The 15,935-nt window shown below is 63.9% G+C and carries 14 protein-coding genes; 7 read left to right on the top strand and 7 right to left on the bottom strand.

Annotation, left to right across the window (positions count from 1 at the left end; genetic code table 11):
* Window positions 1-47 precede the first annotated feature (47 nt).
* On the bottom strand, window positions 48-2,891 hold the full coding sequence (locus GGQ88_RS08860) for an Rne/Rng family ribonuclease (RefSeq protein WP_183612786.1): 2,844 nt from the start codon (window positions 2,889-2,891) through the stop codon (window positions 48-50).
* Window positions 2,892-3,515: 624 nt separating this feature from the next.
* On the opposite strand from GGQ88_RS08860, the gene GGQ88_RS08855 reads away from it, so the two are divergent.
* The 6 genes from GGQ88_RS08855 to GGQ88_RS08830 all read left to right on the top strand — a co-directional run bounded on the left by GGQ88_RS08855 (window position 3,516) and on the right by GGQ88_RS08830 (window position 11,057).
* Window positions 3,516-4,424, top strand: a complete 909-nt coding sequence (locus GGQ88_RS08855; protein WP_183612785.1) for an N-acetylmuramoyl-L-alanine amidase family protein — start codon at window positions 3,516-3,518, stop codon at window positions 4,422-4,424.
* A gap of 60 nt (window positions 4,425-4,484) precedes the next feature.
* Window positions 4,485-7,031, top strand: coding sequence for a penicillin-binding protein 1A (locus tag GGQ88_RS08850; protein WP_183612784.1), 2,547 nt, complete (start codon window positions 4,485-4,487; stop codon window positions 7,029-7,031).
* 60 nt (window positions 7,032-7,091) lie between these two features.
* Window positions 7,092-7,643, top strand: a complete 552-nt coding sequence (locus GGQ88_RS08845; RefSeq protein ID WP_183612783.1) for a peroxiredoxin — start codon at window positions 7,092-7,094, stop codon at window positions 7,641-7,643.
* Window positions 7,644-7,754: 111 nt separating this feature from the next.
* Window positions 7,755-8,882 (top strand): peptide chain release factor 2, encoded by a 1,128-nt coding sequence (gene prfB / locus GGQ88_RS08840; protein WP_183612782.1) that lies wholly within the window; start codon window positions 7,755-7,757, stop codon window positions 8,880-8,882.
* Window positions 8,879-9,637, top strand: coding sequence for a class I SAM-dependent methyltransferase (locus GGQ88_RS08835; RefSeq protein WP_246385671.1), 759 nt, complete (start codon window positions 8,879-8,881; stop codon window positions 9,635-9,637). Before prfB ends, GGQ88_RS08835 begins: the two co-directional genes overlap by 4 nt.
* 10 nt (window positions 9,638-9,647) lie before the next feature.
* Window positions 9,648-11,057 carry an NAD(P)H-dependent flavin oxidoreductase gene (locus tag GGQ88_RS08830; protein ID WP_183612781.1) on the top strand — a complete coding sequence of 470 codons (1,410 nt, stop codon included), beginning with the start codon at window positions 9,648-9,650 and terminating at the stop codon, window positions 11,055-11,057.
* 29 nt (window positions 11,058-11,086) lie between these two features.
* On the opposite strand, the gene GGQ88_RS08825 is transcribed toward GGQ88_RS08830, so the two are convergent.
* From GGQ88_RS08825 to GGQ88_RS08805, 6 genes are all read right to left on the bottom strand, one after another.
* The gene (locus tag GGQ88_RS08825) at window positions 11,087-11,629 is read right to left on the bottom strand and encodes a hypothetical protein (RefSeq protein ID WP_183612780.1); all 543 of its coding nucleotides are present in this window, start codon (window positions 11,627-11,629) and stop codon (window positions 11,087-11,089) included.
* Between the two features lie 49 nt (window positions 11,630-11,678).
* Window positions 11,679-11,807: a hypothetical protein gene (locus GGQ88_RS21535; RefSeq protein WP_281372430.1), complete on the bottom strand. Its 129-nt coding sequence runs from the start codon at window positions 11,805-11,807 to the stop codon at window positions 11,679-11,681.
* A gap of 74 nt (window positions 11,808-11,881) precedes the next feature.
* Window positions 11,882-12,205: a YkgJ family cysteine cluster protein gene (locus GGQ88_RS08820; protein WP_183612779.1), complete on the bottom strand. Its 324-nt coding sequence runs from the start codon at window positions 12,203-12,205 to the stop codon at window positions 11,882-11,884.
* A gap of 87 nt (window positions 12,206-12,292) precedes the next feature.
* Window positions 12,293-12,808 carry a YkgJ family cysteine cluster protein gene (locus GGQ88_RS08815; RefSeq protein WP_183612778.1) on the bottom strand — a complete coding sequence of 172 codons (516 nt, stop codon included), beginning with the start codon at window positions 12,806-12,808 and terminating at the stop codon, window positions 12,293-12,295.
* A gap of 48 nt (window positions 12,809-12,856) precedes the next feature.
* Window positions 12,857-14,173 (bottom strand): ammonium transporter, encoded by a 1,317-nt coding sequence (locus tag GGQ88_RS08810; protein ID WP_183612777.1) that lies wholly within the window; start codon window positions 14,171-14,173, stop codon window positions 12,857-12,859.
* A 123-nt stretch (window positions 14,174-14,296) separates the two neighbouring features.
* Window positions 14,297-15,316, bottom strand: coding sequence for a 2-hydroxyacid dehydrogenase (locus tag GGQ88_RS08805; protein ID WP_183612776.1), 1,020 nt, complete (start codon window positions 15,314-15,316; stop codon window positions 14,297-14,299).
* A gap of 117 nt (window positions 15,317-15,433) precedes the next feature.
* Here GGQ88_RS08805 and GGQ88_RS08800 point away from each other — a divergent pair, with 117 nt between their 5' ends.
* A complete protein-coding gene (locus tag GGQ88_RS08800; RefSeq protein ID WP_183612775.1) occupies window positions 15,434-15,931 on the top strand; it encodes an SH3 domain-containing protein in 498 nt (165 codons plus the stop codon).
* Window positions 15,932-15,935: the final 4 nt, after the last annotated feature.

Here is a 15,935-nt window from a genome sequence, read left to right as displayed (position 1 = left end):
GCCGGATTGCTCCGGCGGGGCTTATCTTATGCGTTAGGTGAGTGGCTTCAAGCGCCGAAGGTGCGCTGCCACCAGCCGCGGCGAGGGGAGCCGTCTTCTGCCGGTTCCTCGCCTGCTTCGGTCGGGCTTTCGGCGACAGGCGCTTCGGCGCTTACCGTCTCAGCCGGGCCTGCATCAGAGGCGACAGCATCAGCCTTTTTGCGACGGACGCGCTTGGGCTTGGCTGGTGCTTCTTCCTCGGCAGCGACAGGCGCGGCTTCCGGTTCGGGAGCAGCTTCGACAACAGCCTCGGCTTCCACGTCAGCCTTCTTGCGACGGACGCGCTTGGGCTTGATTGGTGCCTCTTCCTCGGCGGCGACGGGAGCGGCTTCCGGTTCGGGAGCAGCTTCGACGACAGCTTCGGCTTCCGCAGCGACGTCAGCCTTCTTGCGGCGAACACGCTTGGGCTTGGCCGGAGCTTCGGCTTCGACCGGAGCTTCGGGAGCGGGTTCCGGGGCCGGCTCTGCGACGAATTCGCGGACGGTTTCGGCAGAGCCTTCCTCGTCAACGATGCCTTCGGGATCGGTGCCTTCTGCGCCGTTCTCCTCAGCGGATTCGCCTTCACCGCCATCACGGCCACCACGCCGGCGACGACCACGACGGCGACGCTTGCGCTGACCGCGTTCGGCTTCGGTTTCCGCGTCATCGGCAGCGGGTGCTTCGGTCGAAGCTTCGCTCACGATTGCGTCGAAGGCTTCTTCCTCGTCGCCGCTTTCGCTTTCGCTGTCGTTGTCGTTTCCGTTCTCGGTGCCGTTGTCGTTGGCGTTTTCGGAAGCGCCATCCTCACGCTGGTCACGGCCACGGCCACGACGGCGCTTGCGGCGCTTGCGGCGACCGTCGCGGTCGGCGGCGTCTTCGCCTTCGGCACGGGGGCCGCGTTCTGCACGTTCGGGACGCTCGGCGCGTTCCGGACGCTCATCGCGCTCCTCGACCTCGTCCTCTGCGTCGTACTCTTCCTCGTCGAGATCATCTGCCTCAGGCTCGAGGATCGGTTCGAAGCGGGGCACGAATTCGGGCTTGGGTCCGCGCGAGGCGACGCGCATCTTGGCGCCCTCGTTCTCACCCTCGGGGATGACTTCGACGGTGACGCCGTAGCGCTCCTCGATTTCGCCCAAGTCGATGCGCTTGGCATTGAGCACATAGATCGCCGCTTCCTGCGACGCGTAGAGCGTGACGACGTTGCCCTTGCCCTTGGCAGCTTCGTCCTCGATCATGCGCAGCGCGGAAAGGCCAGCGGACGATGCAGTGCGGACGAGGCCGGTGCCATCGCAGTGCGGGCATCCGCGCGTCGTGGCTTCCAGAACGCCGGTGCGCAGGCGCTGGCGGCTCATTTCCATCAGGCCAAAGCCGGAAATGCGGCCAACCTGGATGCGTGCGCGATCGTTGCGCAGCGCGTCCTTCATCGCCTTTTCGACCTTACGGACGTTTGATCCGTATTCCATGTCGATGAAGTCGATCACGACCAGGCCAGCCATGTCGCGCAGGCGCAATTGGCGGGCGATTTCGCGTGCGGCTTCAAGGTTGGTGGAGAGCGCCGTCGCCTCGATGCCATGTTCCTTGGTCGAACGGCCCGAGTTGATGTCGATCGAGACAAGTGCCTCGGTCGGGTTGATCACGAGGTAGCCACCCGACTTGAGCTGGACGACAGGATCGTACATCGCGGTGAGCTGGTCTTCGGCGCCGTAACGCTGGAACAGCGGAACCGGGTCGGCGTATTGCTTCACGCGCTTGCCGTGGCTGGGCATCAGCAGCTTCATGAAGTCCTTGGCAGCGCGGTAGCCGTGCTCACCCTCGACGACGACTTCTTCGATCTCGCGGTTGTAGATGTCGCGGATAGCGCGCTTGATCAGGTCGGAATCCGAGTGGATCAGCGCAGGCGCGACCGACTTGATCGTGCGTTCGCGAATCTCGTCCCACAGACGGGCGAGGTAATCGAAGTCGCGCTTGATTTCGGGCTTGGTCCGCTGGAGGCCGGCCGTACGCACGATGCACGACATCGAACGCGGCAGTTCCATCTCGGTGACGATGGACTTGAGGCGCTTGCGATCCGAGGCCGAGCTGATCTTGCGGCTGATGCCACCGCCATGGCTCGAATTCGGCATGAGCACACAGTAGCGACCGGCGAGGCTGAGGTAGGTGGTGAGGGCTGCGCCCTTGTTCCCGCGCTCTTCCTTGACGACCTGGACAAGCAACACCTGGCGGCGTTGGATGACGTCCTGGATCTTGTAGCGGCGGCGCAGTGCCATGCGCTTGGCGCGCAGCTCGTCGGCTTCCTTGCCCTGGCTGCGTCCGCCCTGACGACGGCCGCGACCGCGCTGGCGACCGTTGTTGTTTTCACTTTCGCCATCGCGGTCGGCTTCGTCGTCCGAAGCGCCTTCATCGGCCTCTTCGCCTTCGTGATCGAAGCCGTTTTCGACCATACCGCCTTCGATGGTGGCGACCTGGCTCTTTTCCGAAGTATCGACTTCGGTCACGCCATCGTCGGAGTCGTATCCGTCGTTGTCGCCGTAATCCTCGTCATCATCGCCATCGTCAGCGGCCCGCAGGGCGGCTTCTTCTTCGGCGTGAGCGGCCTCTTCGGCCAGCAGGGCCTCGCGGTCCTCCTTGGGGATCTGGTAGTAATCGGGATGGATTTCGCTGAACGCGAGGAACCCGTGCCGGTTGCCGCCGAAATCGACGAAGGCCGCCTGCAGCGACGGTTCTACCCGTGTTACTTTTGCGAGGTAGATATTGCCCTTGATCTGCTTGTGATCAGCAGATTCAAAGTCGAATTCCTCAATCCGGTTGCCCTTCAGCACCGCCACCCGGGTTTCTTCCTGGTGGCGCGCATCGATAAGCATGCGCGTTGTCATTATAAATTCTCCAGCCGCGCCGTCGCCGGGTTACCCCTGCGTTGCTTGCGCGGATCGTTTGTGATTTGCGCGCGCTGTTCGGCGTGACCAGTGCTGAGACTGGCCGGATGCCGTGGTTGCGCGCGAATGCGGATTTGCCGGATCGGAGCGTCGGGACGGTAGGCTTTGTGCCTGTCGCGTCCTGTCGCTCGCCGCCCGGCAGCGGTTGGTTTGTGTCTGCAGTGAGGACAACTCGCGGCGAAATGCGCGCGCCGCAATCCGTCCAAGCCGATGCCACCCCGGTGGGGCAGACTGGCAGGAACGAAACGCAGCTCATCATCACGGCATCAACCTTGTGGCGTGGAGAACAGGCGCGAGCGCAACAACTTCCCCACGAGAACGGGATATTCGCCAGCTGCTCGATCCTGCCGTCCGCTGCGCGATTGTTGCGCGTATTGGCGGGTTTGGCGGGTATCGCGCCGGTGCTGGCTTGCCCCGGTGCACGAGTGCTAGCACCCCAATTGCAAACCAGCAATTAAAACAATGACGAGGCGGTACGCCATCAGGCGCGGCTCGCGGACGGCATTTCCCGCTGGACCGCGACAAGCCGGTCGGGGCATAGGCCGGGGTGATGGATCTGAAGCGATGACGGACCGGGGCACCCTTGCGGCATTCCTGGCGGGCGTTCTGCTCGCTGGGATCGCGATGTGGGCGTCATTTTCTGCCGGGATTGCTCGCGTTCTTCCCGATCAGGTTGTTCGGCTGGAGATGCCTGGCCGTCAGGGACGCATTGGTCTGCCGAGGGTGGAAGGACCGCCCGACGCAAGCCGTCCGCTGGTGGTGATCGATGCGGGCCATGGCGGCCACGATCCTGGTGCAAGCGGGCAAGGCGGCGAGCGCGAGAAAAACACGACGCTGATGCTGGCGAAGGCGGTCCGGGATGCGCTGCTGGCCGGTGGCCGCGTCCGCGTGGCGCTGACACGCGACGAGGACCGCTTTCTCGTGCTGGAAGAACGTGCCGACATCGCGCAGCGCCTGGGCGCCGACCTGTTCATCTCGCTTCACGCCGACGCGGCCCAATCAACGACTGCCCGAGGGGCAACGGTTTATACTCTGTCGGACAAGGCTTCGGATTCTGTGGCCGAGGCGCTGGCTGCACGCGAAAATCGCGCCGACACTGTGAACGGGGTGAAGCTGGCAGACAAGAACGCGGTGGTTTCCACGATCCTCGTTGATCTCGCCCGGCGCGACATGCGCGGACGTTCGCAGCGCTTCGGCGAATTGGTGGTGCGCGAAGGCGGGGACGCGGTGCGGTTCCATGAACAACCCCAGCGTGAGGCGGCGTTCATCGTGCTGAAGTCGCTCGACCTGCCCTCGGCACTGATCGAAGCCGGGTACATCAGCAACGTCGAGGATGCGCAGTCGATGCGCGATCCCCGCTGGCTTGAGCAGTTTTCCGGCTCGGTTGCGCGGGCGATCGAGATTTTCCTGGCCGAGGGACAGGCGCCTGCACTTGCCGGACCTGACGCCAACCTGGTTACCAGCGCGCCCTGAACAGTTTTTCCAGCCGGAGGTACTGGCTTGCCCACGCGCGGGCGTGCTAGAGGCGCTGCGATGGCCGACGAGACCCCAGCGCAATCCCGGTTCGCAACGCCTTTTGCAGGGCTTGGCGCGAGGCTGTCCGCAAGCTGGCGGAGCGTGTCGCAGTGGCATCGCGCCAAGTGGCACTCCAGCCGCCGGTTCCGCTGGGCGAATTATCTGGTCGCCGCGATTCTGGTTGCGTGGTTCGTGCTGTGGGTCGCGGTAATCCGCACGATGCCGTCCGCCGACAAGCTGCTGACATATCAGCCGCCGCTGCCGACGATGGTGCGCGGCAACGATGGCGAGATCGTTTCGAGCTACGCCCGCGAACGCCGCGTGCAGCTGCGCTTCGTCGATTTTCCCGAACCGATGATCAACGCGTTCCTCTCGGCCGAGGACAAGACGTTCTGGACGCATGGCGGCATCGATTATCTGGGTTTCGCGGGCGCGGTGGTGGATTATGCGACCAAATTCGGGTCGGGCGAACGGGCGAGGGGCGGCTCGACGATCACCCAGCAGGTCGCCAAGAACATCCTGATCGGCGATGAATATTCGATATCGCGCAAGCTCAAGGAAATGATCCTGGCGCGCCGGATCGAAGGCGTGCTGACCAAGCAGCAGATCCTCGAGCTATACCTCAACGAGATCCCGCTGGGTCGGCAGAGCTTCGGCGTACAGGCAGCAGCGCGGGCCTATTTCGACAAGGACGTCGGCGATCTTGCGCTGCACGAGGCGGCGTTTCTGGCGATCCTGCCCAAGGCGCCTGAGCGCTATGGCCGCGCCAAGTTCGAGCAGACCGCGATCGAGCGGCGCAACTGGGTGCTCAATCAGATGGTCGACAATGGCTGGGCGACGCGGGCGCAGGCATCGGCTGCACAAGCCATGCCGCTGGGGCTCAAGCCGCGCCGGATCGAAAACTATACCGCGGACGCAGGCTATTTTCTTGAGGAAGTGCGCCGCCAGCTGATCGAGAAGTTCGGCGAGAAGGCTGAGGACGGCCCGCACAGCGTCTATGCGGGCGGGTTGTGGGTGCGTACCTCGCTCGACACGCAGTTGCAGACGGCGGCGCAGAATTCGTTGCGGGCGGGGCTGTTGCGCTACGGTGGCGGACGCGCGTGGCATGGCCCGATTGCACATATCGACCTTTCGGATGGCAACTGGCAGACGCAGCTGATCACCAGCAACATCTCGATCAACTACAAGGACTGGCGCACCGGCGTGCTGCTGTCGCGTAGCGGATCGAGCGGCGAGGTCGGGTTTGCCGATGGCAAGACGGCAAGCCTCATCGGCCTGCCCGACAACATCCGGGCAGGCGACATCACCGCGTTGGCTCCGGTGAATGCGACCACTTATGCGGTGCGGACGGTGCCGGAAGTTTCGGGCGGGATGGTTGTGGAAGACCCGCAGAGCGGACGCGTGCTGGCCATGCAGGGCGGATTCGATGCGCGACTGGGATCGTTCAATCGCGCGACGCAGGCCAACCGCCAGCCAGGATCGACGATCAAGCCGTTCGTCTATGCGACCGCACTCGATAACGGGATGACGCCCGCCTCGATGGTCGTGGATGGGACGTTCTGCGTCTATCAGGGCGCGGCGCTGGGCGAGAAGTGCTTCCGCAACTTCGGCAATGAAGGCGGTTCGGGCAGCCACACAATGCGTTGGGGGCTCGAGCAATCGCGCAACCTGATGACCGTGCGCGTTGCCAACGACGTGGGCATGGACAAGGTCGTGCGCACGATCAAGGCGGCAGGCGTGGGCGATTACGAGCCCTACCTGTCGATGGCATTGGGCGCTGGCGATACGACCGTGCTCAAGATGGTCAACGCCTACGCCGCGCTGGCCAATCAGGGCCGCCAGCACCAACCGACGCTGGTCGACTATGTGCAGGATCGCAACGGCAAGGTGATCTGGCGCGGCGACAACCGGCGTTGCGACGGGTGCAGCATGGCGCAGTGGGACGGCAAGCCGATGCCCCGCTTCAAGCCTACGGGCCGGCAGGTGATCGATCCGCGGACCGCCTATCAGGTCGTGCACATGCTCGAGGGCGTGGTGGTCCGCGGGACCGCCGTCAACTTGCGCGATCTAGGCCTGCCGCTGTTCGGCAAGACCGGGACGACATCCGGTCCGACCAACGTGTGGTTCGTCGGCGGGTCGCCCGATATCATCGCGGGCGTGTACATCGGCTATGACCAGCCGCGCAGTCTTGGCGGATATGCGCAGGGCGGACGGATTGCTGCGCCCGTGTTCAAGCAGCTGGTGCTCGAGACCAAGGGCCGCTGGAAGGATATTCCGTTCCGCGTTCCTGAGGGCGTGCGCATGGTGAAGATCGACCGTGTTTCCGGCAAGCGTGTGTTCGGCGGGACGCCCGAGAATGATGTGGCCAAGGCCTCGGTCATCTGGGAGGCGTTCAAGCCAGACACCGAGCCCAAGCGAACCGCGCGGGCGGGCGAGGTCAGCGCGCGGCAGGCGGTGATCGATGCTTTGCGCAAGGCGCGCGCTGCACGGGGAATCGCGGCAGGGGCCGAGAACGATGCGCCGGCTGAGCAGGGCTTTCTGGAGGAGCAGGGCGGCATCTACTGATGCGCGCTTTGCCCGCAAAGGCATTGGCGGTGGTGCGCGCGATCTGATAGCTTGCCCAGCATGACCCTGCGCTCTTTCGCGGCTGCCGTTGCAGCCTTCGCCGTCGTATCCGCGACCCCCGCTTTTGCCGAGCTTGCACAGGGGGCCCGTGCGCCCGAGTTCGTCGCGAGCGGCGCGCTTGCGGGAAAGCCGTTCAGCTTCTCGCTCAGGCAGGCGCTCGAAAAAGGGCCGGTCGTGCTGTACTTCTATCCGAAAGCGTTCACCGAAGGCTGCACGCTTGAAGCGCATGCCTTTGCCGAGGCGAACAAGGATTTCAGGGCCGCTGGCGCGACGGTCGTCGGCATGTCGAACGACGATATCGCGACGCTGCAGAAGTTCTCGACCGAGGCCTGCCGTGACAAGTTCGCGGTGGCATCGGCAACGCCTGCGGTAATCAAGGCGTACGACGTCGATCTGGTACGCGGCGGCAAATCGACGGGACTGACCAAGCGGACGAGCTATGTGATCGGGCGCGACGGCAAGGTGGTGCTGGTTCATTCCGACATGGATTATCGCGATCACGTCAAGCTTACGCTCGATGCCGTGCGGCGGCTGAAGGGCCGCAAGGGCTGAAGTTCCTGCTGAGCCAGGGCACCTAAACGACGCTTGGGCTTTACATGCCTGCCCGCTACGCTAAGCGGCGCGGCAGTAGTTCGTGTTTGAATTTCCGGGAGTGAGATTGCCATGCGTGCCGAAGGGCAGGCCCATATCGACCGCATCAAGGCCGCATTGGCGCTGGTGCGCAAGTTCCTCGACTGGGACCGCGCGGTGCGCCGCCTCGACGAACTGAACGCGCGTGTCGAAGACCCGAAGCTATGGGACGATCCGCGCAAGGCCGAAGAAGTCATGCGCGAGCGCAGGCGGCTGGAAGCCTCGATCGGCACAGTCAATCAAATCGGCCAGGAAATGGCCGACGCGATCGAGTTCGTCGAACTCGGCGAGATGGAAGACGATCAGGCGACCATCGACGAAGGTCTGGCGACGCTCGCCGCGCTTGCCGAGCGGGCCGACAACGATAAGGTCCAGGCGCTGCTGGCGGGCGAAGCCGATGCCAACAATGCATTCCTTGAAGTACACGCAGGCGCTGGCGGAACCGAGAGCCAGGACTGGGCCGAAATGCTCCAGCGGATGTACACGCGCTGGGGCGAACGCCACGGTTACAAGGTCGAACTGGTCGATTATCACGCAGGCGAAGCCGCCGGGATCAAGAGCGCGACGCTGCTGATCAAGGGCGAGAACGCCTACGGCTATGCCAAGACCGAGAGCGGCGTGCATCGGCTGGTGCGGATCAGCCCCTATGACAGTTCGGCGCGCCGGCACACCTCGTTCAGCTCGGTTTGGGTCTATCCCGAGATCGACGACAACATCGAAGTCGAGATCAACCCGTCCGACCTCAAGATCGACACCTACCGGGCATCGGGTGCGGGCGGCCAGCACGTCAACACCACCGATTCGGCGGTGCGCATCACCCACGTGCCGACCGGGATCATCGTCGCCAGCCAGAACGACCGTTCGCAGCACAAGAATCGCGCGACCGCGATGGGCATGCTGAAGGCGCGGATATACGAGGCGGAACTGGCCAAGCGCGAAGCTGCAGCCAGCGGCGAATATGCCGCCAAGACCGAGATCGGCTGGGGCCACCAGATCCGGTCCTACGTGCTGCAACCCTATCAGCAGATCAAGGACCTGCGCACCGGTGTGGTTTCGACCAACCCGAGCGAGGTGCTCGACGGCGCGCTCGATCCGTTCATGGCGGCTGCGCTGTCGCAGCGGGTGACCGGCGAAAAGGTGACGGTGGAGGACGACGATTGACGGGGCCGCTGGCCTTCCGCTCAATCACGCTGGCGGTGCTGGCATCCTTCGCCGTGGCTGCCTGCAAGCCCGCACCCAAGGATAACCGGTCCGATACCGCGCGCGCGTTTCCCAAGGCCGACCGCCCCATTTCGAAGCTGGGCGGGAATAGTTTTTCGACCGAGCGCGATCGTGACGACCGCAACGAGGCCAACACGGTGATGGATCTCGCAGCGGTCAAGCCGGGGGCGAGCGTGGCCGACATCGGCGCGGGCGAGGGATATTATACGGTCCGACTGGCAGAGCGGGTCGGTGCGAAGGGGCGCGTGCTGGCGCAGGACATCGATGGCGATGCGCTGCGACGGCTGGGATCGCGTGTCGAAAAGGATCGGCTGGACAACGTCTCGATCAAGCCCGGTTCGCCCGACGATCCGCGATTGCCGGAGCGAAGCTTCGATCGTGTGTTCATGGTGCACATGTACCATGAGGTCACCGAGCCCTATGCCTTCGCCTGGCGCGTGTGGCCTTCGTTGAAACCCGGTGGCCGCGTGGTCGTTGTAGACGTCGACAGATCAACCGACCAGCACGGGATACCGCCTGCCTTGCTGATCTGCGAGATGGAGGCTGTGGGCTTTCGCTTGGATGAATTTCACCGTAAGCCGGAAATAGCAGGGTACTATGCGCAGTTCGTCGCCGCGCCGACGCGGCCCGAGCCTGGCAGCATCAGGCCTTGCCGATTGAAGCCCGCCAAGAGTGCTGATGCACAGGGGCGCTGAAAGGGAATTAATGTCTTCGTTCAAGGGGTTGAAGCCGATACTCTATGGTGGCCGCGAAGTCTGGCCACTGGTTGAGGGCGGCAAGGGCGTGGCCGCGACAAACCATATGAGTTCGGGCGCATGGGCTGCGGCCGGTGGCATCGGGACGGTCAGCGCGGTCAATGCCGACAGCTACGATGCTGAAGGCAAGATCGTTCCACAGGTTTATGATGCGCTGACCCGCAAGGAGCGCCACGAGCAACTGATCGTCTATGCCATCGACGGTGCGGTCGAGCAGGTGAAGCGCGCTCACGAGATTTCGGGCGGCAAGGGCGCGATCAATATCAATGTGCTGTGGGAAATGGGCGGTGCGCAGCCGATCCTGGAAGCAGTTCTGGACCAGACGCGCGGGCTGGTGACGGGCGTGACCTGCGGCGCGGGCATGCCTTACAAGCTTTCCGAAATCGCGGCCCGGTTCAACGTGCATTACCTGCCGATCGTATCATCGGGTCGCGCGTTCCGGGCGCTGTGGAAGCGGGCCTATCACAAGGTGCCTGAATTACTGGGTGCGGTGGTCTACGAAGACCCGTGGCTGGCTGGCGGTCATAACGGCCTGTCGAACGCCGAGGACCCCAGGAAGCCCGAAGCCCCCTATCCGCGCGTCAAGGTGCTGCGCGACACGATGCGCGCAGAGGGCATTTCCGACGACGTGCCAATCGTGATGGCCGGCGGCGTGTGGTTCCTGCGCGAGTGGAACGACTGGATCGACAATCCCGAACTGGGCTCGATCGTGTTCCAGTTCGGTACGCGGCCCTTGCTGACCGAGGAAAGCCCGATCCCGCAGGGGTGGAAGGACCATCTGCGGACGCTCAATCCGGGCGACGTGCTGTTGCACAAGTTCTCGCCGACAGGGTTCTACTCATCGGCCGTGATCAATCCGTTCCTGCGCGCGCTCGAAGCGCGGTCGGAGCGCCAGATTCCTTATTCGAAGGTTGCTGCGGGCGAACACACCGTTCAGCTCGACGTCGGGGTGAAGGGCAAGAACTTCTGGGTTACGCCCAAGGATCTCGACCGCGCACGCGCGTGGTTCGGGGCGGGCTTCACCCATGCGCTGCGCACGCCCGACGATACGGTGGTGTTCGTAACCCCCGAGGAACGCGGCGAAATCCAGCAGGACCAGAAGGACTGCATGGGCTGTCTGTCGCACTGCGGCTTCTCGTCGTGGAAGGATCACGACGATTACACGACGGGGCGGCTTGCCGATCCGCGCAGCTTCTGCATCCAGAAGACATTGCAGGACATCGCGCATGGTGGCGACATCGACCGCAACCTGATGTTCGCAGGCCACGCGGCGTACCGCTTCAAGCAGGATCCGTTCTATTCCAACAACTTCACCCCGACGGTGAAGCAACTGGTCGATCGCATACTGACTGGCGACTGATCGGGCGGACGAGCGCTCCGGATGGAAGGTCAGTCGTTTGGCGACGTTCCGGGCGATGTTGCCAGGCCGCGCGCTCCCGGCTTGCGGAAATGAGGGTCGAGTACGCGTTCGAGCGCGAATACGCGCGCCACGAGCCTTGCGTCGGCAGGCGACAGTGCCTGCTTGCTGGCGGCCAGTTCGCCGAACCGCTTGCGGGCATCGGTGAGCGTAGTTCCCGGTGCGACCACTTCGATAACCCTGTCGCGCGCAGCCAGAGCGCTGGCAATCAGGTCCATGGCCTGCGCCTCGGTGCATTCGCCCGCAGCGGCGCGGAGCTGCAACTGGCACTGATATTCACCGCATATCGAGGGACGCCAATCATCATAACGGCGGCAGGCGGCACCATCGAGGTACTGGCAGGGCAACGGCATGGCGGGCAAGCCGTCGGCCGTGTTGAACGTCGGAAGTCCAACGGCTGTGGCGGGTTCAATGTCGCATGCCCTGAGCCTGGCATAATCGTGGAGCGTGCCATCGCAGCACATCCCGCAAGCCAGACAGAGCCTGCTGGCCAAGGGTATCGCGTCTTCTGCCATGCCCTTGCTGATACCGCAGGTCCGTGAGGGGCGCCACACCCGTTTTTGTTCAGGCAACGACCGGCAGACGACCTTTTCTAGGCTTGCGAAAATGCGCATCGAGCATCCGCTCGAACGCGAACATTAGCACGACGAAGCGTGCATCCGCTGGCGCAAGGGTGCCGCGATAGCGCGCCATATGCGTAAAACGTGCGCGGGCATCGGAAATGGTTTCACCCTCGTCCAGTAGAGCCAGCAGCTGTTCGCGTGCCTTCAGCGCATTTGCGATCCGTTCGAGCGCGTCGCTTTCTGTGATGTCGCCATCAATGCCTGAACTTGCGTTGCACAGCGGAACTTGCCGCAAGTGGAAGGCCGCCAATCCTGATAGCGCTGACAGGCGGTGCCTTCAAGGTGATGGCACGGTAGCTTGAACGCAGCGCGCCCATCCTCGCCGGTCGTCAGCGTGAAGCCGATGCTGGCGGCCCGTTCGGCTTCACCCTCGCGGACAACTGCGACATCGTAGATCGTCCCATCGCAGCACATCGCGCAGGCGAGGCACAATCTGCTCGCCAGAGATGGGGAAGGCGTCGTCTGCATGTGGCAGAGGTAGCGTACTCAATCGCGGGATAATATATCGCGAAAGCACAACTGCTTGCTAACTAATTATCGCGTGGTCTGGCGAAGTCAGGAGAGCATCGTCTTGCCGCGCTTGCGGAAGTATCGGTCGAGCATGAGATCGAGTGCGGTGAGCTTGAGAATGAACGCCAATTGCGTCTTGCTGCGTTCTTGGTCTGTGGCAGCGATCGCCCGTCGTTCACGCGCCGCATTGAGCGTCTCGCCACATTCGAGATGGCCCTCGACAGCCTGTTTCGCGCCAAGGGTTTCGGCAACGCGACGAGCCGCCTCGGGAAGAGCGATTTCGCCTGCATCAAGCGCCAGCAAGGTTTTGCAGCGGTAGGCGCGGCAGGTTTGCGGCCGGTCGTTGTAGACCATGCACGTGTGTTCGCGGTTGTAGGTGCAAGGCTGGTGGAAGACCGGCCCTTTCGCCCCGGCATGAAGCGTGAAGATCTGCTGGACGGCGGAAAGCTCGTCCTCTGCCACTTCCACGAACGTGAAGAGGGTTCCGTCGCAGCACATGCCGCACGAAGTGCACAGATCCTGTTCAGGGCCGGATGTCGTCGGTGGCGCTGAAGCTGTCATCTCACCCAGCCTATTGATCGCCATTGTGCAGTGCAAGGTAATCCCGAATTAGTCGAATTCCCACGCACGTTCCCCGTGGCTGGTAATATCGAGGCCCTCGCGCTCCTCATCTTCGGATACGCGCATCGGGACGATCATCGAGACCATCAGCGCGCAGACGACCGTGGCAAACGCGCTCCACAGCGCGACGATGCCAACACCTGCGAATTGCGCGACGAGTTGGCGGGCAAGGCCCATTCCCTCGGCGTAGCCGGTGCCGCCGAGTGCGGGTTCGATGAACACGGCGAGCAGGATCGAGCCGATCATGCCGCCGACGCCGTGGACGGCGAAGACGTCGAGCGAGTCGTCGATTTCAAGGCGGCGTTTGACCAACTGGATCATCGGGTAGCAGACGATCGCCGCGATGGCGCCGAACAGCATGGCAGCACCGGGCGCGATGAAACCGGCGGCGGGCGTAACCGTGGCAAGGCCCGCGATCGCACCAGTGGCAAAGCCGACCGAGGTGGGTTTGCCGACGGCGAACTTCTCTATCACCAGCCATACCAGCGCGGCGACGCAGGCGGCGGCGTGGGTGTTGATGATCGCGGACGCGGCGTCGTCATTGGCGGCGAGCGCGGAGCCGCCGTTGAAGCCGAACCAGCCGACCCACAAAAGGGCAGCGCCCGCCATTGTCAGCGAGGGGCTGTGCGGTAGCATCAGCGTCTTGGGGAAGCCGGCGCGTTTGCCGAGCAGCAGCGCCACGACCAGCGCAGAAATGCCCGCAGTCGTGTGTACGACGATGCCGCCGGCAAAATCGAGCGTTCCGAACTTCGAGAACAGCCAGCCGCCACCCCAGATCCAGTGCGCGACCGGGGCGTAGACTATCAGGCCCCACAGCGCGCAGAAGCCGACGACCCAGCCAAACCGCGCGCGATCGACCCACGCGCCGACCATCAGCGCGGGCGTGATCAGCGCAAAGCCCATCTGGAACAAGACGAAAGCGCTTTCGGGAATGGCGGTACCGGCGCGGACATTGCCGAGGTTGAGCAGCATCCAGGCGTTACCGCTGCCGAGCCAGCCGCCACCAACGTCTCCGAAAGCGAGCGTGTAGCCGACCATGATCCACAGCACCGAGGCGACTGCGGCCACCGCGCCGACTTGCACCAGAATGGCGAGGAAGCCCTTGGCGCGGACGAGGCCTCCATAAAACAAGGTCAGTCCGGGCATCGCCATCAGCAGCACGAACGCGGAGGAAACGAGGATCCATGCGGTATCGCCGGTGTCGGCGACGTCCTCTACGCCGACGATACCGGCTTGGGCACATGCCACTGCTGGCGTCAGCAGGGCCGCAGCGCCAAGCACCGCAGCCGGCAAAATCTTTCGCATGAATGTCCTCCCTCTCGCACGGACCGCCGTCCTTGCCAGATCCTCTCCGCGAAAGGCTCTAGGGCAATTTTATATCCGCGCACAAGCATCGCGCTGTACGAATATTGTGCGAAACGGGGACGGCTAGACCAGTCCTTCGAGCACCTGGTCGGGTGGGCGATGGCCGTCTGCCCAGAAGCGGATGTTGGCGATGACCTTGTCACCCGAGGCCTGTCGCCCTTCGAACGTCGCGCTACCCATGTGCGGCAGGATCGCGACGTTGTGGTGAGCGAGCAGGCGCGGGTCGACCTGTGGTTCGTGTTCGAACACGTCGAGCCCGGCACCGCCGATGCGCCCTTCGACGAGCGCCGCGATCAACGCCTCTTCCTCGACCAGACGGCCGCGCGCGGTGTTCACCAGATAGGCGTTAGGTTTCATCAGGGCGATCCGGCGCGCGTCGATGATATGATGCGTTTCGGGGTTCGCCGGACAATGCAGAGTGAGGATGTCGGACCGTGCGACCAAAGTGTCCAGATCGGGTTCGAACGTAGCCCCGAACATCGTCTCCTGCGCCTGCGGAAGGCGGTGGCGGTTGTGATATACGACGTTGAGCCCGAACGCGCGGGCGCGGTAGGCGACGGCCTGACCGATGCGGCCCATGCCGACGATGCCGAGCGTCTTGCCAGCGAGGCGATGGCCGAGCATCGTCGATGGTGCCCAGCCCTCCCACTTGCCCGCGCGCAGCACGCGGCCGCCATGGTTGAGCCGGCGCGAGACCGAGATGATCAGCGCGATGGTCATGTCGGCGGTGTCGTCGGTGAACACGCCGGGGGTGTTGGTGACCATGATCTTGCGGGCTCTGGCTGCGGCAAGGTCGATGTGGTCGATGCCTGCGCCGAAGCTTGCGATCAGGCCCAATTGCGGGCCGGCCTGTGCGATCATCGCGGCGTCTATGGTATCGGTCACCGTGGGCACGAGAACGTTGGCGCTCTGCATTGCCGCGACGAGTTCATCGCGGGTGAACGGATGGTCGTCGGCGCTGAGGGTTACCTCGAACAGCTCGCTCATCCGTGCCTCGGTCTCGGGAAGGAGGCGGCGGGTCACGATTGCCCGGGGCTTGCCTTCGACACGGCGGGTCGGGCGATAGTTGTCTGATGCTGGCATGGCCCGGCAAGGCTAGGCGCAGGCGGGGCAGCGGGTCAAGCCGCGTCGGGGCGCATCCCGGTGGACATCGCGTAGCAAAGTGTTGCCCTGTGCGCACATTTTTGCGACGGCTGATGCATGAAAACTTTGCTCGCCCTTCGTAACTTTGCGTTCGGACTCGCAACCTGCTCGGCGCTGCTGCTGGGCTCGATGGAACCCGCGCGTGCGCAGGATGACGGCAAGGGCGGAGCGTACTGGGTGTCCACCAGCAAGGACAAGGCGAACATGCGCGTCGGGCCGGGCCGCGATTATCGCATCACCTGGACCTACATGCGCAAGGGCGTCCCGCTCAAAGTGCTACGCGTGATCGACAGCTGGCGTTTGGTCGAGGACAAGGACGGCGCGCGTGGCTGGATCCTGCAGCAGTTCCTGAACCGCGAACGTGCTGGCATCGTTACCGGCAGCATCACGGGCCTTCGCGCCAACAAGGACGGCAGCGGCCGCGTGTTGTGGCGGGTCGCGCCGGGTGTGATCGGCAAGTTGGGCGAGTGCGGTGCAGGCTGGTGCGCGTTCGATATCGATGGGCGCAAGGGTTTTATCCGCGCCGCCAGCGTGTGGGGCGCTGACAAGCCCTGAACGA

It is taken from the genome of Novosphingobium hassiacum, assembly GCF_014196055.1.
GTDB classification, from domain to species: domain Bacteria; phylum Pseudomonadota; class Alphaproteobacteria; order Sphingomonadales; family Sphingomonadaceae; genus Novosphingobium; species Novosphingobium hassiacum.
Note: the sequence above shows the minus strand (reverse complement) of the source record. Positions and strands in the feature narration are given on the sequence as shown.